Source organism: Tamlana sp. 2_MG-2023, from assembly GCF_030548465.1.
Lineage (GTDB): Bacteria > Bacteroidota > Bacteroidia > Flavobacteriales > Flavobacteriaceae > Pseudotamlana.
This window is the reverse complement of sequence record NZ_JAUOSF010000005.1, coordinates 234,456-253,670: the sequence shown is the minus strand read 5'-3', so window position 1 is coordinate 253,670 and position 19,215 is coordinate 234,456. Positions and strand designations below refer to the sequence as shown.

Genomic DNA, 19,215 nt, shown 5'->3' with positions numbered 1-19,215 from the left:
CTTATTTTTTAACCGCTGCACAACCAGCCATTGTAGTTATTTTAATAGCCTCTGTAGGCGGTAAATCATCATTTCTGCGAACAACTTCTTGAACTACATTTTGCGTGATTTTCTCAAATGCTTTTTCTAAAGGTGTATCTGTTTGCAAGGCTGCAGGACGACCAAAATCACCTGCTTCCCTAATACTCTGAACCAATGGTATTTCTCCCAAAAACGGCACTTTTAAATCCAAAGCTAAATTTTTAGCGCCTTCTTTTCCGAAGATAAAATACTTATTGTCAGGTAATTCTTCAGGCGTAAAATACGCCATATTTTCAATCAATCCTAAAACTGGCACATTTATACTTTCCTGTTGAAACATAGCCACTCCTTTTTTAGCATCGGCTAAAGCAACATTTTGTGGTGTACTTACAATAACCGCCCCTGTAATTGGAAGTGATTGCATGATACTTAAATGAATGTCTCCAGTTCCAGGAGGAAGGTCTAACAATAAGAAATCTAACTCACCCCAATGCGCATCAAAAATCATTTGATTTAATGCCTTTGCGGCCATAGGCCCTCTCCAAACCACAGCTTGGTTAGGTTGCGTAAAAAAACCAATCGATAGTACTTTTACACCATAATTTTCGATAGGTTTCATTTTTGATTTCCCTTCCACATTGACTGCCAAAGGTTTTTCTGCAACTACATCAAACATGATTGGAATTGATGGTCCGTAAATATCAGCATCTAAAACCCCAACATTAAATCCCATTTTAGCTAATGACACTGCTAGATTTGCAGTTACAGTAGATTTACCTACGCCACCTTTACCAGATGCTACAGCTATAATGTTTTTAATTCCTGGTACGGGTTTACCCTTTATAACATTCGGTTTTGGTTTTTCAGGCGCATCAACTTTTACGTTTACCGTAATTTTTGCCTTTTCATAAACCTTTTCATGAATGGTTTTTAAAATATCAACTTCGGTACGTTTTTTCGCTTGTAAACTTGGGTTGTTTATAGTAATTTCAACTATAACTTCATCTCCAAAAGTAACTACGTTTTTCACCGCTCCACTTTCTATCATATTTTGTCCTTCACCAGGAACTGTAATACTTTCAAGTGCGGTTAATATATCTTTCTTATTAAGCTTCATTTATTCAGTTTAATTCTAAAAGCAAAGATAATTAATAATGCGCTAAGACGGAAATTCGACCAAGTAAGTTTTGCTTATAATTAACTTTATTTTAATGAAGTAAATCTGATTTTTTAGTTATAAAACTCACTTTAATGTTCCTATTTTTTAATAAAAATCATGAAATATGGTCATAAAAACTATACTAACTATGCATTTTTAAAGAATATACGACTTAAAAACATGAATTTCAACCGCTAAAAAAGCAGTATGTCGTAAAATATTCATGAAACATTTATTTTATGTATGCATAACATAAATATTTCTAGAATTTCGTATCTTAGTAAGGATCAATCTAGTATAATGACGTAATTTTCAATATAACCCAAATCGAATATTGAAGTTATTATTCTAGCATAGACTTTTTAAGTCTAAGACACCTACATAATAACAGTTTAATATAGCTAATTATGTTTAAGATGTTTAACTTCGACAGTAAGGCGACCCGAGAGGATTGTAAATTCATAATTGATATTATAAAGAACTATTCGGAAGATCAATCTATAAAAAAATTAATTTCTCCAATTTCTGATGAATATTACTTATTGGATGAAAAAAACCAAGTTTCAATCTGTATTGCCGATGACGAAATAATACTTGCAAATCACATTTACCTTTACAAAAAAACGTTCAATTTAGCGTTTACAAGCGACCTGAAGAAAATCATTAAGAAGCAGATGGAAAGCGAAATGCAGGAATTAAAAAAGACGCTCTTCAAGAATGAAATTGATCTTTTGGATAAAATTCTAGACCTTTCAGCTCGGAAGAAAAAGTCCTTGACTATAACGCCTAATTTAAAATCAAGCTAAGACTAAAATAATGCATCAGAAGGGTTCCAAAATACACTTTCGAAATTTTGAATTTGGTTTTCAACCACCTCAACACCCTCGCTTTCTAAAAGCTGCTGCATTAAATTGGTTCCTTCAAAATGATGCTTGCCCGTTAGCAAACCTTTTCGGTTTACTACACGGTGCGCAGGCACGTCCTTTCCGTGCGCATTGTTCATAGCGTACCCAACCATTCTTGCACCTCTTTCAGCACCTAAATACAATGCAATAGCTCCGTAACTTGTTACTCTTCCGTATGGAATTTGCCTAGCTACTTCATAAACACGTTCGAAAAAATTAAGTGTTTCCGGTTTCATTAGCCTTTAATAATACCTATTATAGTAACGACACACATGACCGCGGTAATGCCACCAATAAGCCGATTCATATTCTTTTGAGAGGTAAGTGTCCTGCTTTTAATTTTATCGAAGAAGAAGATATACAAATAAAAGATGGCAAACGAGCCCATAACAGCTCCTGCTACATAAGATATAATACTGGTATTATCGAAGTTTAACCAACCCAAAGAAGCTAAAGTAATGGTTATATAGGCTTGATACGGAATAGGAAACACGTTTAAAGCCGACATTAATATGCCTTGAAAAAAACGACTGTGTTTACTTCTTTTTTTAAGTTTAAATTCTTTTGGCTCTTTAGATTTAGCGATGAACAAAAAATAAATGGTTATCAAAGCAAAAATAACAACAGCCACACGACGAAGTACATCAACCACTTCAGGGTTTTTACTCAGATAACTTGCAAAGATTGTTGCCAAGTAGGTTTGCGCTAAAACCACAATTGAAGCTCCAATAGAAAACATGATACCACGAACATGTCCTTCTTTAAGGCTAATTTTTGCAGCTGTCATGTTTAACAAACCTGGAGGAATTACACCCAAAAATGCAAAAACAAAACCTAATAAAAATACAATGGTAATTTCCAAATTATTTAATTTTAAACCTAATGTAAGTGATTGGTTTATTTTGCTCTAAATACTGAGATTCGTAAAACGTTTGGATAGCGGTCACTTCTTCCGGACTACCTTCTTGTTTATACACATTATGATTCGCATAAAGCACTTCATGCCCTGCACCATGGAGCAATCCTAGTGTATAACCATGCATAAACTCACTATCTGTTTTTAGATTAACAACACCATCTGGATTTAACACCTTTTTATAACGCTCTAAAAATTCTGCGTTAGTCATACGGTGTTTGGTACGCTTGTATTTTATTTGAGGATCTGGAAATGTTATCCAAATTTCGTCAACTTCACCTTCCGCGAAAGCGTGATCTATAAGTTCGATTTGGGTACGTAAGAACGCTACATTTGGGATATTTTCTTCAATAGCTGTTTTTGCGCCTCTCCAAAAACGGGCTCCTTTAATATCGATACCCACAAAGTTTTTATTAGGATATTTTTGAGCTAAAGCCACTGAATATTCGCCTTTACCACAGCCTAACTCTAAAACTAATGGATTATTATTTTTAAAAACGTCCTTACGCCACTGGCCTTTTAGTTTGAATTCCGAATCAACAAGTTCATTTCTAGTAGGCTGAAACACATTTGAAAAGGTTTCGTTTTCTCTAAAGCGCTTAAGTTTATTTTTACTTCCCAATGTATGCTAAGTATTTATAATTATTTAATTTCACAGTTGTAATAACTCGCAAAAGTAAGACAACCTTAAGCTATTTTAAAACAATGAATTAACAATTAATTATTATTTGAAATAGATTTGGTAAAATTAAGGAAATATACATGAGTGGTCATACTCTTACCTTTGATTTTATCAAAATTTTCACAGGAATTTCGCTCCTGAGAAAAAAGTGAATCAAAGTTATACACCGTTAGCTGTAAATTTTTAATACAGCAATTTGCGCAGAGCAAAATGAAATAGTAACATCTACTTATGAAAAAGCAAATTTTGGTTGCTCCACTGAACTGGGGATTAGGTCATGCCACACGATGCATACCGATAATAAACGCTTTAATCGCTGAAAACTTCACCCCTATTATTGCTAGTGATGGTGATGCTTTAGCCTTGTTACAAAAGGAATTCCCTACCTTGTCATCCATTGAATTGCCTTCATACAATGTTACTTATGCCAAAAACGGAAAGCACTTTAAGCTGAAGCTTATTAAGGACTCTCCTAAACTGTTAAAAGCCATAAAAAATGAAAAGAAAGCCATTGCCAAAATCTTAGAAGAACATGATATTTCAGGAATCATCTCAGATAACAGAATGGGTGTTCGAAATAAAAAAGTGCCTTCTGTTTTTATAACACATCAACTCTATGTTTTAAGTGGAAGTACTTCTTGGCTGAGCACTAAAATGCATCAAAAATTCATTCAGAAATTTGATAAATGTTGGATACCTGACGTTCCTGGCGAACCTAATTTAAGCGGAAAATTAGGTCATGTAAAATCTTTCGATATCCCTACAGAATATATTGGTCCGTTAAGCAGGTTCACACCAAATGACGACATCATTAAAAATGATTTAATGGTTTTAATTTCTGGACCAGAACCACAACGAACACTTTTAGAAGAAAAACTTTTAGTTGAACTAAAAAATTACTCTGGAAAAGTGGTTTTTGTAAAAGGAAAAATGGAAGCCACCCAAAATAAAGAAGTTTTAGGGCATATGACCATATATAATTTTATGACTTCTACATTACTAGAACAGACCATTAATGAAAGTGCTTTAATCATTTCACGCTCTGGCTATACCACGGTTATGGACTTAGCGAAACTGAATAAGAAAGCTTTCTTTATTCCAACACCAGGTCAATTTGAACAGGAATACCTAGCTGAAAGGCTTTGGGAATTAAGCATGGTACCAACCTGTAGTCAAAATGAATTCACTATTGAAAAACTAAACGAAGTAGCAGCCTATGAAGGCTTAAAGGCTTTTGATTTTGAACCAGATTATAAGGCGTTATTCAGCCTTTTCTAAGGTAAAAGAAAATTCGCTACCAATTCCTGATTCACTTTCAACATATATTTTTTCGTGATGCGCCTCAATAATATGCTTAACGATAGACAGACCTAAACCAGAACCGCCTTCTTTTCGAGAACCACTTTTATCAACGCGGTAAAAACGTTCAAATAATCGCGGCAAATGTACTTTTTCAATACCTTCACCATTATCGGTTACGCGCACGATCACTTTATTTTTTATAAGGTTTTCTATACTAATTTCTGTCGTACCATTTTTACTCCCGTATTTAATGGAATTCACTATTAAATTAGCCAATACCTGTTGGACACGCTCTTTATCAGCACGAACTAGAACTGGTCTCGAATATTTCCTATCAAAAGCTAAAGTAATGTCCTTTTTATTCGCTTTCATTTCTAACATATCGAACACTTGACTTACTAATTCAATAATATCAAAAACTTCAAACTGCAGTCTTAAATCACCAACCTCTAATTTGGTAATCATATCTAAATCCTTGATAATAAAACCTAACCTTTCGATACCTTTACTGGCACGTTCTAAATACTTTTTATGTATTTCCTTATCCTCAGAAGCGCCATCTAACAAGGTTAAAATATAGCCTTGAACCGTAAATAAAGGGGTTTTTAATTCATGAGACACATTACCAATAAACTCCTTTCGGTACTCTTCCCTTACTCTAAGGGTTTCGATTTCAATCTTTTTATCCTTCGCAAAACGATCGATTTCCTCAGTAAGTGTTCTTAAATCTGTTGTAATAGGTCCTTTTGATAAGTTTGCCGATTCTAAGAGCGTTAATTCATCGTATATTTTCTTAATACGCTTATAAATAAACCGCTCGACATTAAACTGTGTAATCACAAAAGAAAACGAAAAAACAATTAGACTAAACAACACTAACCAATACCAGTGAAGCCCATCCAGATAATGTAAAAAAACACCCAAAACGAGTGTTGTGAACAAAGTTATGGCTAGCGATGTTCTTACCGCAAAACGATATGATTTCTTAAACTGTGATGGCATTAATCTACAAACTTATAGCCAACACCTTTAATGGTTTTAAAGCTATCGTCTCCTAATTTTTCGCGAAGTTTTCTAATATGTACATCAATTGTTCTACCTCCAACAACCACTTCATTTCCCCAAACCGCATCTAAGATTTCATCTCTTTTAAATACTTTTCCTGGCTTAGAAGCTAACAATGAAAGCAGTTCAAATTCCTTTCTTGGTAAAATGATCTCAACGCCTTTAGACGTAATTTTATACTCGTCGCGATTAATCACTAAGCTACCTATTTTCATGGTATCGGCAACGTCTTCTTCTTTAAAACGTCTTAACAAAGCTTTTACCTTGCTTACCAATACTTTTGGTTTGATAGGTTTTGTGATATAATCATCGGCCCCAGCATCAAAACCAGCTACTTGAGAGTAATCCTCTCCCCTAGCAGTTAAAAATGTAACTATGGTATTTTTTAAGTCAGGATTTTTTCTGATAATCTCACAGGCTTCTATGCCGTCCATTTCTGGCATCATAACATCTAAGATAATTAAGTGCGGAAGTTCCTTTTTCGCCTTCTTAACACCTTCTTGCCCATTCTCTGCGGTTATAACCTGGTAACCCTCGCTAGATAAATTGTATCCAACTATTTCTAAAATATCTGGCTCATCATCAACCAGTAAAATCTTGATATCCTTTTTTTTCATTGTATTTACGACATTTGTCGAAGTAAAGATAAAGCTAATAACACAATTTAAATAAATTTGCATTATTAATAACACTAAGATAACAATAGTGTTACAAAAATTTAAATTTCACCCAAAAACCACACATATTTAACAATTTTATGGCATCACTTTTGCTGTAAAATACTACCTTTGCAATACCAAATATAACAAATGAAAAAAAACTACATTTTCTTTTTATTTTTTGCTTTTTCCTTGTTTTTAGCGCTACCTACAGCAGCTCAAAACATAGGAGCAAAATCATCTATGGAAGAAAGTATTGAAGGTTTAACCATTTACCCAAATCCTGTAAATAACCAAACTACCCATATTAATATTGCCTCAGCAATTAACGCACCTAAATTCATCGAAATTTACAATGTGCTTGGAAAGCGTTTATTTTCAACAAAACTTCTTGGTAGAGAATTAAATATTTCTCAATTAAACAAAGGTATTTACATCTTAAAAATAACTGAGAATAACCAAAGTGAAACACGAAAGCTCGTTATTAGGTAGTAAATATTCATAAGAAATTAAAGCATTTAAAAGCGTCGCAAATAGCAGCGCTTTTTATATTTTATATACTTTTGTTCTTTATTAAATTATAATGGACGCAAACGCTATTTTCGATATAAAAAATAATTCTGAGTTTGAAAGGGCTGCTCTAGAAGTATTTAAATTTCAGTTTCAAAACAATCGTGTTTACCGGTCTTTTTGCGATTTATTATATGTGCATCCTGCAGAAGTAACCGCGATAAAAGAAATTCCCTTTTTACCCATTCAGTTTTTTAAAACACGTGACATTCTAAGTTCTAAAGCCGAAATTCAAGCGACATTTACAAGCTCAGGCACGACGGGTAGTGAATCCAGTAAACATCATGTGACAAACATAGAGGTTTACAATAAAAGCTTCAACAAAGGCTTCGAACAATTCTACGGAAAAATTGAAGATTACGTGATTCTAGGCTTGCTACCGTCTTATTTAGAACGTCAAGGTTCGTCATTAATTCACATGGTTGATGCCATGATAAAAACATCAAAGCATCCTGAAAGCGGTTTTTATTTGAATAACCTTTCGGAATTAAAAGAACAACTTATAAAATTAGATGCTGAAGGCAAAAAAATCATTTTAATAGGCGTTTCTTTTGCTTTATTAGATTTGGTTGAATCGTTTCAGTTTCAATTAAAAAACACCATTATTATGGAAACTGGCGGCATGAAAGGTAAGCGCAAGGAACTTATTCGCCATGAACTTCACGCCATTTTAAAACAAGGTTTTGGTGTTGACACGATTCACAGTGAATACGGAATGACCGAGCTTTTAAGCCAGGCCTATTCTAAAGGAAACGGCGTGTTTGATTGTCCGCCATGGTTGAAAGTTTTAACTCGAGACACTGAAGACGCCCTAAGTATTCAAACAGCTGGAAAAGCAGGAGGACTAAACATCATTGATTTAGCCAATGTTAATTCGTGCTCATTTATTGCCACACAAGATTTAGGACGTGTCAATTCAGACGGTTCCTTTGAAGTGATTGGTCGTTTTGACAACTCCGATATTCGAGGTTGTAATTTAATGGTTTTATAAAAAATATAATTCACTGTAAGCTATGTAAACCTTAACGACTAAGATTGTAGCTAGAAAAAGAAAAATTTGTATTTAGTGGTTAAGTAAAAAAGGCCTGATTTAAAAAAATCAGGCCTTTTTGTTTCTATAATATTTATAATGAATCGAAGTTTAGTCTACCACTTGCAACACGAAATAGTTCTTCTTTCCGCGTTGTAAAAGCACAAACTTACCATTAATCAAATCTGATGAAGCGATTTTATAATCCTCTTTTACTTTTTCTTTATTCACTGAAATTGAATTTTCTTTTAAAGCACGTCTAGCTTCACCGTTAGATTTTAAAAACCCACCTTGTTCAGCTAAAGCGGCGATAATATCTAATCCGTTTTCAACTTCAGATTTTGCAACTTGAGTAAGTGGCACACCATCAAATACATCTAAAAAAGTTTTTTCGTTAAGTGCTTTTAAATCCTCACCAGTAGATTTTCCGAATAAAATATTACTAGCTTTAATTGCATTATCTAATTCTTCCTTAGAATGTACCATCGTGGTAATTTCTTCAGCTAAACGTTTCTGCAAAGCACGTAAATGCGGCGCTTCTTTATGTTCTTCAATCAAAGATTCAATGTCTTCTCTTGTTAAAAAGGTAAAAATCTTGATGTACTTTTCAGCATCAACATCACTGGTATTTAACCAATATTGGTAAAATTTATATGGTGAAGTTCTTTCGGTATCTAACCAAATGTTTCCGCCTTCGGTTTTACCAAATTTAGTACCATCAGCTTTAGTAATTAACGGCCATGTTAAAGCATAGCCTTTACCAGAATCTACACGACGAATTAATTCGGTACCTGTAGTAATGTTACCCCATTGGTCACTACCACCCATTTGAAGCGTACATTGCTTATCGCGGTATAAGTGTAGAAAATCGTAACCTTGAACCAATTGATAAGTGAATTCTGTAAAACTCATGCCTACAGAAGATTCTGAAGACAAACGTTTCTTAACAGAATCTTTCGCCATCATATAATTTACCGTAATGTGTTTACCTACATCTCTAATAAATTCTAGAAATGAAAACTCTTTCATCCAATCGTAATTATTCACGATGATGGCAGCATTTTCAGCATCGCTATCAAAATCTAAGAATCGAGATAATTGCTCTTTAATGGCATTTTGATTATGTAAAAGGGTTTCTTCATTAAGCAAATTACGCTCAGCTGATTTTCCTGACGGATCGCCAATCATTCCTGTAGCACCACCTACTAAAGCCACTGGTTTATGACCTGATAATTGAAAGTGTCTCAACCCCATAACACCTACAAGATGTCCAATGTGTAAAGAATCTGCCGTAGGATCAATCCCCACATAAGCCATACGCATCGCTTCTAATAAATGTTCTTCTGTTCCAGGCATACTATCTTGGATCATGCCTCTCCATGTTAATTCTTCAACAAAATTCTTTATCATTTTAGATCAATTTTAAAAACCTAGGCAAAGATAAAAATACAAGCATAATAAGGGGGCGATTATGAATAATTCTTTACTTTAGTTGCATGATTTTAGTAACAGGAGGAACCGGATTAGTTGGCGCACATTTACTTTACAGACTTGTTTCTGAAAAAAATAAAGTAAGAGCAATATACAGAACTGAAGAAAAACAAGCGCATACCAAAAATGTTTTTTCTTTATATTCTGAACATTATGAAGCCCTTTTCCATAGTATTGAATGGATTCAAGCTGATATTTTAGACATACCTACTATGACTGAAGTTTTTAAAGACATAACACAGGTGTACCATTGTGCTGCTTTAGTATCTTTCGACCCCAATAAACATCAACTTTTACGACAAGTTAACATTGAAGGCACCGCTAACTTGGTGAATTTATCACTTAGTAATACGATTGAAAAATTCTGTTACGTAAGTTCTGTTGCTACCTTAGGAAGCACTTTAAACCACGCTCCTATAACTGAAGAAACCATTTGGAACCCTGAAGACGACAATAACGATTATGCTATTACAAAGTATGGTGCCGAAATGGAAGTTTGGCGCGGCACGCAGGAAGGTTTAGATGCAGTCATTGTAAACCCTGGTGTTATTTTGGGCGCTGGCTTTTGGGATTCAGGTTCCGGAAAGTTATTTCAAAAAGCAAAAAAAGGTTTTAAATTTTATCCAGCTGGTACAGTTGCACTTGTTGATGTGCAAGACGTTGTATCTATTATGGTTGAACTCGTCAATAGTTCTATTAAAAACGAACGCTTTATTTTAGTTTCAGAAAACTTAAAATATGAAACATTTCTTAGAAGCCTTGCCAAAGCGGTAAACTCAGAACCACCTAAAATATTAGCAACAAAATCCCTTCTCAGCATCGCATGGCGTTTAGATTGGATAAAAAATAAACTGACAGGAAAAGAACGCCAACTTACCAAAAACCTGAGTAAATCTTTAGATTCTATCACCGATTACAGGAATGATAAAATAAAAACCGCTTTAAATTATAAATTTAAAGCGGTTGATCAATCCATTGTTGAAATAGGCACTATTTATTTAAAATAAATTCTAATTCTTTATTGGTTTTGGCGGACTTACAATACTATCCTTTTCTTTAGCTTGAGACTTAAGAAACTCCTCCTCTTCTTTTTTCGTTTGCGCCTTCCATTCGGCTGCTTCGATATCTTTTAATTTTACAACTAACCTTTCCAAGCTATCAATAGCTTTTGAATAAATAGAATCATAAACTTCGACATGAAAAGCATAATAGGCATTGCTTTCAGCAAATTGCAAACTATCAATATTATATTTTTTATAAACATAAGTATTGATATTTAAATTACTATCTCGCATCACTTTTTTATTCGATGAATTCGCTGAAGTCAATAACTTGGAGTCAATCAAAATATCAATCATTTTATCTTCAGGAATTAAATTTTTTGGCTTATCAGGACCGTTAAATCTATTGCATGCCAAAACTGACAGCAAAATTCCTAAAAATAATAATATGCGTTTTAAAATCATCTTGTAAAAGTTAATCGCTTAGCTGCTTTAACATTTTTAAATTCGGCGTTTTGATATACTAAACTACCATTTAAAAAGGTATGCGTAATTCTAGACCTAAAAGTAGTACCCTCAAAAGGAGACCAACCACATTTATATAAAATATTATCTTTATTAACAGTCCATGGATTATTTAAATCTACCAATACTAAATCGGCAAAATAACCCTCTTTAATAAATCCACGTTTTTCAACTTGAAATAAAATAGCTGGGTTATGACACATTTTTTCAACCACTTTTTCTAAAGAAATTTGCCCACGGTGGTGCATTTCTAACATCGCTGGCAAAGCATGTTGTACTAACGGACCACCAGAAGGTGCATTGGTATAAACGTTATCTTTTTCAGCTTTAGTATGTGGCGCATGATCTGTAGCAATCACATCAATTCTTCCGTCTAACAAAGCTTTCCAAAGCTGCTCCCTGTCAGATTGTGTTTTTACCGCAGGATTCCATTTTATTAAAGTCCCTTTTTTCTCGTAATCTTCATCTGTAAACCATAAGTGGTGAATACAAACTTCAGCAGTGATCTTTTTATCTTTTAGAGGGATTTTGTTTGAAAACAAGCTTGTTTCTTTTCCTGTTGAAAGGTGGAAAATATGCAAACGAGCTCCTGTTTTTTTCGCCAATTCAATCGCTTTTGAAGACGACAAATAGCAAGCTTCTTCACTTCTAATAAGCGGATGATATTTTACTGGAATATCATCACCATATTCATCATGATACTTCTGAAAGTTAGCTTTAATTGTAGCTTCGTCTTCACAGTGTACAGAAATAAGTAAATCGGTACTGCTGAAAATTTTCTCTAAAACCTCAGGGTTATCAACAAGCATATTTCCAGTTGAAGATCCTAAAAACAATTTTAATCCAGCAACATTAGTTTTATCAACCTTTAAAACTTCATCCAAATTATCGTTAGTTCCACCAAACATAAACGAGTAATTTGCTGAAGATGTTTCTGCAGCAATGGCAAACTTCTCTTCTAATTTTTCAATGGTTGTTGTTTGTGGGTTGGTATTTGGCATTTCAATGAAAGACGTGATTCCACCAGCAATAGCAGCTCTAGATTCGGTTTCTATAGTAGCCTTTTCAGTTAAACCTGGCTCTCTAAAATGCACTTGATCATCTATCACACCAGGCAAAATATATTTTCCTTCGGCATCAACAATATTCACATCGGCAGATTTAGCGCTAATCGACGTATCAATTTGTTTGATGTACTCACCTTCAATTAATATATCACCGCTAAAAACTTTGCCTTCATTAATAATTTTAGCGTTTTTAATAAGTGTAGTTTTCTCTTTCATAGGTTTCTACTTTTTAAATAGACTTTTTATCTTCATGGAAATAACTCCAAAAATAGCTTCAGAAATAATGCTTGAACTTAATTTTGATTCACCACGCGTACGATCGGTAAAAATAACAGGAACTTCTGTGATTTTAAACCCTTTTAGATACGTTTTAAACTTCATTTCAATTTGAAAAGCGTAACCAATAAATTTAATGGTGTTTAAATCTATTGCTTCCAACACCCCGCGTTTATAACACACATAACCCGCCGTTGTGTCTTGTATATTCATACCAGTTATTAAACGCACATATTTTGATGCCAAATAAGACATTAAAACACGCCCCATTGGCCAGTTCACCACATTAACTCCAGTAACATATCTTGACCCTATAGACAAGCCAGCTCCCTCTAAATGACACGCATTATATAACCTTATAATATCCTTAGGATCATGTGAAAAATCGGCATCCATTTCAAAAATATATTGGTAGCTTCTTTCTAAACACCATTTAAATCCGTGAATATAGGCGGTTCCCAATCCAGATTTCTCTTGACGGGTTTCTAAAAACAACTTGCCTTGAAATTCATCTTGTAGTGCTTTAACCTTTAGACCTGTTAAATCTGGCGAATTATCGTCTACAATTAATATATGCAAATTATCAGATTGTGAAAACACAGCTCTTATAATAGCTTCTATATTTTCAATCTCGTTATAAGTAGGAATAATAATAACAGTATCGGGCATATTTCAAATTTACTGCAAGCATTTTAATTTTGACAAATGTACATTATTAAGGCTTTATTTTTTTTAAATAATCCTTAATAATACCCTATAAAACTAAATTTTATAATAATTTTATGGCATGCTTCGCAACATAGTTTCAAACGAAATATTTACAATATTAATAATTGCTGGTTTAGCCATTGTAGCTACCGCTAAATTACTGGCACCAAAACGGTTTCATGATTTTATGCTGGTTATTACTAACGACCGCTATCTCAAGATTTATGCCCGTGATCAAAAGTTTTTCGATCAATTCGACGCCCTTCTATTTGGTAACCTAACCGTATCACTGTCCTTATTTAGCCTAATTATTTATAGGCATATCACTTCGGTGAACAGCATTCCTGTTAATGACATGCTGAAATTACTCATATCCATAGCTGTTTTTATCCTTATAAAAGTCCTTTTTGAACGACTAATAGGTAGTATTTTCGAAATTGACAAAATCACAGACCATTATCTTTTTCAGAAAATTACCTTTAAAAACTATTTAGGTGTTTTATTATTACCAATAAATGCTATTCTTTTATTTTCTTTTCGGCCTACATTGCCTATAATTTACGGTATCATTATTTTATTGTTAATTATAAACACTATTGGCTTAATCAGTTCATTTAAAACGCATCAAAGTTTAATTAAATCAAACTTGTTCTATTTTATTTTGTATCTTTGCACTCTCGAAATCGCACCCTATATTATATTGTATAAGGTGTTTGTTTCTCAATAAATACAATCGACCGGAATCCCTTATGAAAGTAAAAACAATTTTAGTATCTCAACCAGAACCTAAAATAGAGAATTCTCCCTACTTTGATTTACAACAAAAGCAGCGTGTAAAAATCGATTTTAGACCTTTTATTCATGTTGAAGGTGTTTCTGCTAAGGAGATTAGACAACAAAAAATTGATTTAAAAAACTATACCGCTATTATACTTACGAGTAGAAATGCGGTAGATCATTTTTTTAGAATTGCAGATGAAATGCGTTTTAAAGTGCCAGATACTTTAAAGTATTTTTGCCAATCTGAAGCTGTTGCCTATTATTTACAAAAATATGTGGTTTATAGAAAACGTAAAATTTATGTTGGAAAACGTACTTTTTCGGAACTTTCACCGCTTATCAAGAAATATAAGGACGAAAAATTTTTATTACCAAACACAGACAAAGTTAAACCTGAAGTTCCAGATACTTTAGATGCTTTAGGTGTTGACTGGAAACAGGCTACTTTTTACAAAACTGTAGTAAGTGATTTATCTGACTTAGCTAATGTTTCTTACGATGTACTTGTATTTTTTAGTCCTTCTGGAATCGAATCGTTATTTCAAAACTTTCCAGATTTTAAACAAAATGACACGCGCATTGCTGTTTTTGGAAATACCACTATTAAAGCTGTTGAAGAAAAAGGTTTACGTGTAGATATTTCTGCACCAACACCTGAAACACCTTCAATGACTATGGCTTTAGAGAAATATATTGAAAAAGCAAACAAAGGAAAATAATTAAACAAACGTTTAATTATTATATAAAAAAGGGCTGATTTTAAAAAATCAGCCCTTTTTGCTTTATTTAAAAAGCATAACGTTGTGGTCCGCCACGTCTAATTTCTTCTGAACAATGTGCTTCAAATTTTTTAAAGTTTTCACGAAACGCATTCGTTAGCTTAAAAGCTGTTGTATAATAAGCTTCATCGTCGTTCCAAGTTGATCTCGGACTTAAAACTTCGGTAGGCACACCTGGACAACTTCTTGGCTGAGCGACACCAAAAACAGAATGAATATGGTAATCGACATAGTTATACAAACCTAAATCTCCATTAAGAACAGCATTAATCATAGCGCGTGTATATTTTAACTTCATGCGCGTTCCAACACCATAAGGACCTCCCGTCCACCCCGTGTTTACCAGCCACACATTTACACCAGCATCGGTCATTTTCTGACTTAACATTTCGGCATATTTAGCAGGGTGCAATGGCATGAAAGGCGCACCGAAGCAGGCCGAAAATGACGGCACAGGCTCAACAACTCCAGCTTCTGTTCCCGCTACTTTTGCGGTGTAACCCGAAATAAAATGATAAGCCGCTTGACTTGGTGTTAATTTTGAAATTGGAGGTAATACCCCAAAAGCATCAGCAGTAAGAAAGAAGATATTTTTCGGATTCCTACCTATAGACGGCACTTGAATATTTTCAATATGATCGATCGGGTAACTTACGCGCGTATTTTGAGTGATGGAGGTATCTGTGAAATCCACCACACCATTATCGTCTAAAACCACGTTTTCAAGAATGGCTCCTTTCTTTATAGCATCAAAAATTTCAGGTTCCTGATCTTTAGACAGGTTGATCACCTTGGCATAACAACCACCTTCAAAATTAAAAATCTTATTTTCCTTAGTCCACCCATGTTCATCATCTCCAATTAGACTTCTATCCGGATCGGTAGAAAGTGTGGTTTTTCCCGTTCCAGATAGGCCAAAAAACACTGCGGTATCTCCATTTTCACCTACATTAGCGCTACAGTGCATAGGCATGGTTTCCTTAAATACAGGCAAAATAAAGTTTAATGCAGAAAAAATACCTTTCTTAATTTCTCCTGTGTAACCCGTACCTCCTATTAAAGCAATTTTTTTTGTAAAATCTAAAATAGCAAAGTTATGTTGCCTCGTACCATCTACATCAGGATCTGCCATAAAACCTGGGGCATTTACTATGGTCCACTCAGGATTAAAATGATTTAATTCTTCTTCAGTAGGGCGTAAAAACATGTTATAAGCAAACTGATTACTCCAAGGATACTCATTAATCACACGAATATTTAGCTTATAATGTTCATCCGCACAAGCGTAACTATCGCGCACATAAACAGCTTTTTCCGATAAATACGCTGTTACTTTATTATAAAGCTTATCAAACTTCTCAGGCTCGAAAGCAATATTTACTTTACCCCACCAAATACGATCTTTGGTAATGTCATCTTTAACAATAAAACGATCCTTTGGTGAACGTCCAGTAAACTCCCCAGTATTCACAGCTAAGGCACCAGAACTGGCTTCTACCCCCTGCCCTTTTTCAATGGCAATGGCTTGTAAAGCTTCAGGAGTTAATTGATAGTGAATTTTGGCATTTTTAATACCATATTGATCTAAAGAAATTGTTTTTTTAACCTGATTTTGATTTCCCATATCTTACTAAAAATTAATTATTCCATAAAATTAACACAATTATTTTAAATTAAGTTTAATTATGACCGGTTTTTAGATCTATTTTTTACTAAATCAGCAAACATAGCTCCCCAAGCCAATATCAACAATAACCCTCCAATAGGAGTCACAAAACCAATGCTTTTAAAATCAAAACCAGACAAAGTATTGGTTGCCAATCCGTATATAGACCCTGAGAAAAAAACAACTCCAACTAAAACCAAATAATACATGACTTTTTTCGTCTTTAAACTCACAAATGAAGTACTTCCCACAATGAGCAGAAAAAAGGCGTGATACATTTGATAGCGCACACCAGTTTCAAATGTTAGTACCGCTTCCGCGGAAATTAATGCTTTTAATCCGTGTGCTCCAAAAGCTCCTAAAATGATACTTAACATCCCTAAAACAGCACCTGCGATTAATATTTTCTTATCCATATACCCTAAATAATTACTTACTATTACTATTAATATTTATAAATTAGTGAAACACAAGAACTAAATAAAACAGCGCGTGTCTAACAAAATTACCTAAACATTAATTAATATGAGACAGATTTTAGTAATAGGTTCAGGAAAATCCACTTCCTACCTAATAAAGTATTTATTAGACCACGCTGCTACTGAATCGCTCTTGATAACTATAGCAGATATTCATATTGAAAATGCAGAACGTTTAATTAATAATCATCTTAATGGAAACACCATTCAACTCGATATTTTTAATGATGCTTCCCGATATGAAATTATTAAAGCTTCAGATATTGTGATCTCCATGCTTCCTGCACATTTACATATCAATATTGCCAAAGACTGCTTGAAGTTAAACAAAAACTTGGTAACCGCTTCTTATGTGAGTCCAGAAATGCAAGCTTTAAATGAAGAAGTTAAAGCGAAAGGCTTGATTTTTATGAATGAAATTGGAGTAGACCCTGGATTAGACCACATGAGTGCGATGAAAGTTCTAGATGACATTCGAGAAAAGGGAGGCGAAATACTCTCTTTCGAATCTTCTACCGGCGGATTAATCGCTCCAGAAAGTGATAACAATCTATGGCATTACAAGTTTACATGGAACCCTAGAAATGTTGTACTTGCTGGACAAGGTGGAACTGCTAAATATTTAAAAGAAGGCAGCTACAAATACCTACCATACAATCAACTATTCAAACGTGCTGAAACATTAAACATCGAAAACCATGGCCGTTTTGAAGTCTATGCCAATCGAGATTCTCTAAAATACCAAGCGGCTTATAAGCTAGAAAACGCTAAAACCCTCTACCGAGGTACTATGCGACGCGCAGGGTTTTGTCAAGCCTGGGACGTTTTTGTTTCCCTTGGAATGACAGACGATAGTTTTACCATGGACGATAGTGAACACTTGAGTCATCGTAATTTTCTAAATGCATTTCTACCCTACCACCCTAGCGATTCCGTGGAATCCAAACTACAAAAGCTTCTTAAAATTGAATATACAGATCTTATTTGGAAAAAACTTGAAGCATTAGACTTATTCAACAATAACAAATACACAAAACTAGAAAAAGCAACACCAGCACAAATACTTCAAAATATCCTCATGGATTCTTGGTCACTTTCAGAACAAGATAAAGACATGGTGGTGATGTATCACAAATTCGGCTACAAACTATCAGGTAAAAAACACGAAACAACATCTACAATGGTAACTATTGGTACCGATAGCACGTATACTGCTATGGCAAAAACGGTAGGACTCCCTGTTGCTATCGCTACAATTTCTATTTTAAATAAAAAAATAACACAACCAGGAGTACACATTCCAATAACTAAAGAAATATACCTACCTATTTTAACTGAACTGGAAACTTATGGTATCATTTTTAATGAAAAAAACAGAATTTAACAAGAATAACCTTGTTAAAAACCTAACCATTTCGCATTCAGCGCATATCTACTTTATAATTTCAGTTTTTAACACTTTTAAAAACAGGGACAACAAGTCCTGTAAATCAACCACTTACATAAAATAAATCATTGCACTCTTATTGTTTGGCCTAAAAAAAAGTTTCAATTTAAAATCAAATGTTTACTTTTATGCTTTAATTTATAACCAAATGAACAAAAACCAAAAAACTATAAGCATAGACGGCATAGATAAAAAAATTCTACGCGTTTTAACCGAAGACGCAAGAACCCCAATTCTTGAAATTGCTAGAAACGTTGGAATATCAGGAGCTGCTATTCATCAACGACTAAAAAAACTTGAAAAATCTAACCTTTTATCTGGTTCTAAATTTATAATTAACCCAAAAGTATTAGGCTATTCAACTATGGCTTTTGTTGGTATATATTTAGATAAAGCAGCAAATACAGACGAAGTAATTAAAGCATTAAAGCGTTACCCAGAAGTTTTAGAGTGTCACTTTACCACAGGAAACTATAATTTATTTATAAAATTATTATCTGTAGATAACGCGCATCTTATGCATTTGCTTAACAAAAACATTCAATCTATTGAAGGCGTACTAAGAACTGAATCGCTCATATCTCTAGATCAACAAATAGACAGACAAATACTGGTATAACACCTGTTTTCTTTAAAAAGGATATAAAAAAAGAGGCTTTAAACGCCTCTTTTTTTATATCTAATTTC

At 33.9% G+C, this 19,215-nt stretch carries 21 protein-coding genes; 9 read left to right on the top strand and 12 right to left on the bottom strand.

Annotated features, from left to right (window positions below; all coding sequences use genetic code 11):
• Position 1: 1 nt before the first annotated feature.
• On the bottom strand, positions 2-1,138 hold the full coding sequence (locus Q4566_RS10570) for an Mrp/NBP35 family ATP-binding protein (RefSeq protein WP_303420932.1): 1,137 nt from the start codon (positions 1,136-1,138) through the stop codon (positions 2-4).
• A gap of 458 nt (positions 1,139-1,596) precedes the next feature.
• On the opposite strand from Q4566_RS10570, the gene Q4566_RS10565 reads away from it, so the two are divergent.
• On the top strand, positions 1,597-1,986 hold the full coding sequence (locus Q4566_RS10565; protein WP_303420930.1) for a hypothetical protein: 390 nt from the start codon (positions 1,597-1,599) through the stop codon (positions 1,984-1,986).
• A 2-nt stretch (positions 1,987-1,988) separates the two neighbouring features.
• Here the strand turns inward: Q4566_RS10565 and Q4566_RS10560 are convergent, their stop codons facing one another.
• Genes Q4566_RS10560 through trmB form a run of 3 tightly spaced genes read right to left on the bottom strand, consistent with a single transcriptional unit; the run spans position 1,989 to position 3,623 of the window.
• Positions 1,989-2,321, bottom strand: a complete 333-nt coding sequence (locus Q4566_RS10560) for an MGMT family protein (protein WP_303420928.1) — start codon at positions 2,319-2,321, stop codon at positions 1,989-1,991.
• A complete protein-coding gene (locus Q4566_RS10555) occupies positions 2,321-2,947 on the bottom strand; it encodes a LysE family translocator (RefSeq protein WP_303420926.1) in 627 nt (208 codons plus the stop codon). The genes Q4566_RS10560 and Q4566_RS10555 overlap by 1 nt, the downstream gene beginning before the upstream one ends.
• 1 nt (position 2,948) lies before the next feature.
• Complete coding sequence (trmB, locus tag Q4566_RS10550) at positions 2,949-3,623, bottom strand: tRNA (guanosine(46)-N7)-methyltransferase TrmB (RefSeq protein ID WP_303420924.1); 675 nt, start codon at positions 3,621-3,623, stop codon at positions 2,949-2,951.
• A 291-nt stretch (positions 3,624-3,914) separates the two neighbouring features.
• Between trmB and Q4566_RS10545 the strand changes: the two genes are divergently transcribed.
• Positions 3,915-4,961 carry a glycosyltransferase gene (locus Q4566_RS10545; RefSeq protein ID WP_303420922.1) on the top strand — a complete coding sequence of 349 codons (1,047 nt, stop codon included), beginning with the start codon at positions 3,915-3,917 and terminating at the stop codon, positions 4,959-4,961.
• On the opposite strand, the gene Q4566_RS10540 is transcribed toward Q4566_RS10545, so the two are convergent.
• Both Q4566_RS10540 and Q4566_RS10535 read right to left on the bottom strand, forming a co-directional pair.
• Positions 4,944-5,987 (bottom strand): cell wall metabolism sensor histidine kinase WalK, encoded by a 1,044-nt coding sequence (locus tag Q4566_RS10540; protein ID WP_303420920.1) that lies wholly within the window; start codon positions 5,985-5,987, stop codon positions 4,944-4,946. The two genes, Q4566_RS10545 and Q4566_RS10540, sit on opposite strands and share 18 nt — an antisense overlap.
• The gene (locus Q4566_RS10535; RefSeq protein WP_303420918.1) at positions 5,987-6,667 is read right to left on the bottom strand and encodes a response regulator transcription factor; all 681 of its coding nucleotides are present in this window, start codon (positions 6,665-6,667) and stop codon (positions 5,987-5,989) included. Before Q4566_RS10535 ends, Q4566_RS10540 begins: the two co-directional genes overlap by 1 nt.
• Positions 6,668-6,859: 192 nt before the next feature.
• On the opposite strand from Q4566_RS10535, the gene Q4566_RS10530 reads away from it, so the two are divergent.
• Positions 6,860-7,201, top strand: coding sequence for a T9SS type A sorting domain-containing protein (locus Q4566_RS10530; RefSeq protein WP_303420916.1), 342 nt, complete (start codon positions 6,860-6,862; stop codon positions 7,199-7,201).
• Between the two features lie 91 nt (positions 7,202-7,292).
• Positions 7,293-8,270, top strand: coding sequence for an acyl transferase (locus tag Q4566_RS10525; RefSeq protein WP_303420914.1), 978 nt, complete (start codon positions 7,293-7,295; stop codon positions 8,268-8,270).
• A gap of 150 nt (positions 8,271-8,420) precedes the next feature.
• On the opposite strand, the gene tyrS is transcribed toward Q4566_RS10525, so the two are convergent.
• Positions 8,421-9,719 carry a tyrosine--tRNA ligase gene (gene tyrS, locus Q4566_RS10520; RefSeq protein WP_303420912.1) on the bottom strand — a complete coding sequence of 433 codons (1,299 nt, stop codon included), beginning with the start codon at positions 9,717-9,719 and terminating at the stop codon, positions 8,421-8,423.
• Between the two features lie 86 nt (positions 9,720-9,805).
• Between tyrS and Q4566_RS10515 the strand changes: the two genes are divergently transcribed.
• Positions 9,806-10,807, top strand: coding sequence for an NAD-dependent epimerase/dehydratase family protein (locus tag Q4566_RS10515; protein ID WP_303420910.1), 1,002 nt, complete (start codon positions 9,806-9,808; stop codon positions 10,805-10,807).
• Between the two features lie 3 nt (positions 10,808-10,810).
• On the opposite strand, the gene Q4566_RS10510 is transcribed toward Q4566_RS10515, so the two are convergent.
• The 3 genes from Q4566_RS10510 to Q4566_RS10500 are packed head-to-tail and all read right to left on the bottom strand — an operon-like array spanning position 10,811 to position 13,338.
• Entirely contained in the window at positions 10,811-11,266 is a 456-nt protein-coding gene (locus Q4566_RS10510; protein ID WP_303420908.1) for a DUF4296 domain-containing protein, read from the bottom strand.
• On the bottom strand, positions 11,263-12,609 hold the full coding sequence (locus Q4566_RS10505; RefSeq protein ID WP_303420906.1) for a dihydroorotase: 1,347 nt from the start codon (positions 12,607-12,609) through the stop codon (positions 11,263-11,265). Before Q4566_RS10505 ends, Q4566_RS10510 begins: the two co-directional genes overlap by 4 nt.
• 6 nt (positions 12,610-12,615) lie before the next feature.
• Complete coding sequence (locus Q4566_RS10500; RefSeq protein WP_303420904.1) at positions 12,616-13,338, bottom strand: polyprenol monophosphomannose synthase; 723 nt, start codon at positions 13,336-13,338, stop codon at positions 12,616-12,618.
• Positions 13,339-13,456: 118 nt separating this feature from the next.
• Between Q4566_RS10500 and Q4566_RS10495 the strand changes: the two genes are divergently transcribed.
• Positions 13,457-14,104, top strand: coding sequence for a DUF4271 domain-containing protein (locus Q4566_RS10495; protein WP_303420902.1), 648 nt, complete (start codon positions 13,457-13,459; stop codon positions 14,102-14,104).
• A gap of 22 nt (positions 14,105-14,126) precedes the next feature.
• A complete protein-coding gene (locus tag Q4566_RS10490; RefSeq protein WP_303420900.1) occupies positions 14,127-14,876 on the top strand; it encodes a uroporphyrinogen-III synthase in 750 nt (249 codons plus the stop codon).
• 67 nt (positions 14,877-14,943) lie between these two features.
• Here Q4566_RS10490 and pckA read toward each other — a convergent pair whose 3' ends face one another.
• Together pckA and Q4566_RS10480 are read right to left on the bottom strand one after the other, a co-directional pair.
• On the bottom strand, positions 14,944-16,560 hold the full coding sequence (pckA, locus tag Q4566_RS10485; protein WP_303420898.1) for a phosphoenolpyruvate carboxykinase (ATP): 1,617 nt from the start codon (positions 16,558-16,560) through the stop codon (positions 14,944-14,946).
• Positions 16,561-16,619: 59 nt separating this feature from the next.
• On the bottom strand, positions 16,620-17,018 hold the full coding sequence (locus Q4566_RS10480) for a DUF423 domain-containing protein (RefSeq protein WP_303420896.1): 399 nt from the start codon (positions 17,016-17,018) through the stop codon (positions 16,620-16,622).
• Positions 17,019-17,127: 109 nt separating this feature from the next.
• Here Q4566_RS10480 and Q4566_RS10475 point away from each other — a divergent pair, with 109 nt between their 5' ends.
• The gene (locus Q4566_RS10475) at positions 17,128-18,465 is read left to right on the top strand and encodes a saccharopine dehydrogenase family protein (RefSeq protein WP_303420894.1); all 1,338 of its coding nucleotides are present in this window, start codon (positions 17,128-17,130) and stop codon (positions 18,463-18,465) included.
• A gap of 211 nt (positions 18,466-18,676) precedes the next feature.
• Positions 18,677-19,147: an Lrp/AsnC family transcriptional regulator gene (locus Q4566_RS10470; protein ID WP_303420892.1), complete on the top strand. Its 471-nt coding sequence runs from the start codon at positions 18,677-18,679 to the stop codon at positions 19,145-19,147.
• Positions 19,148-19,215 lie beyond the last annotated feature (68 nt).

Excerpts from the sequence above, each read along its gene's own strand:
- Q4566_RS10570 (WP_303420932.1), bottom strand. The coding sequence starts at position 1,138 with ATGAAGCTTAATAAGAAAGATATATTAACCGCACTTGAAAGTATTACA.
- Q4566_RS10565 (WP_303420930.1), top strand. The coding sequence starts at position 1,597 with ATGTTTAACTTCGACAGTAAGGCGACCCGAGAGGATTGTAAATTCATA.
- Q4566_RS10560 (WP_303420928.1), bottom strand. The coding sequence starts at position 2,321 with ATGAAACCGGAAACACTTAATTTTTTCGAACGTGTTTATGAAGTAGCT.
- Q4566_RS10545 (WP_303420922.1), top strand. The coding sequence starts at position 3,915 with ATGAAAAAGCAAATTTTGGTTGCTCCACTGAACTGGGGATTAGGTCAT.
- Q4566_RS10540 (WP_303420920.1), bottom strand. The coding sequence starts at position 5,987 with ATGCCATCACAGTTTAAGAAATCATATCGTTTTGCGGTAAGAACATCG.
- Q4566_RS10535 (WP_303420918.1), bottom strand. The coding sequence starts at position 6,667 with ATGAAAAAAAAGGATATCAAGATTTTACTGGTTGATGATGAGCCAGAT.
- Q4566_RS10530 (WP_303420916.1), top strand. The coding sequence starts at position 6,860 with ATGAAAAAAAACTACATTTTCTTTTTATTTTTTGCTTTTTCCTTGTTT.
- Q4566_RS10525 (WP_303420914.1), top strand. The coding sequence starts at position 7,293 with ATGGACGCAAACGCTATTTTCGATATAAAAAATAATTCTGAGTTTGAA.
- tyrS (WP_303420912.1), bottom strand. The coding sequence starts at position 9,719 with ATGATAAAGAATTTTGTTGAAGAATTAACATGGAGAGGCATGATCCAA.
- Q4566_RS10515 (WP_303420910.1), top strand. The coding sequence starts at position 9,806 with ATGATTTTAGTAACAGGAGGAACCGGATTAGTTGGCGCACATTTACTT.
- Q4566_RS10510 (WP_303420908.1), bottom strand. The coding sequence starts at position 11,266 with ATGATTTTAAAACGCATATTATTATTTTTAGGAATTTTGCTGTCAGTT.
- Q4566_RS10505 (WP_303420906.1), bottom strand. The coding sequence starts at position 12,609 with ATGAAAGAGAAAACTACACTTATTAAAAACGCTAAAATTATTAATGAA.
- Q4566_RS10500 (WP_303420904.1), bottom strand. The coding sequence starts at position 13,338 with ATGCCCGATACTGTTATTATTATTCCTACTTATAACGAGATTGAAAAT.
- Q4566_RS10495 (WP_303420902.1), top strand. The coding sequence starts at position 13,457 with ATGCTTCGCAACATAGTTTCAAACGAAATATTTACAATATTAATAATT.
- Q4566_RS10490 (WP_303420900.1), top strand. The coding sequence starts at position 14,127 with ATGAAAGTAAAAACAATTTTAGTATCTCAACCAGAACCTAAAATAGAG.
- pckA (WP_303420898.1), bottom strand. The coding sequence starts at position 16,560 with ATGGGAAATCAAAATCAGGTTAAAAAAACAATTTCTTTAGATCAATAT.
- Q4566_RS10480 (WP_303420896.1), bottom strand. The coding sequence starts at position 17,018 with ATGGATAAGAAAATATTAATCGCAGGTGCTGTTTTAGGGATGTTAAGT.
- Q4566_RS10475 (WP_303420894.1), top strand. The coding sequence starts at position 17,128 with ATGAGACAGATTTTAGTAATAGGTTCAGGAAAATCCACTTCCTACCTA.
- Q4566_RS10470 (WP_303420892.1), top strand. The coding sequence starts at position 18,677 with ATGAACAAAAACCAAAAAACTATAAGCATAGACGGCATAGATAAAAAA.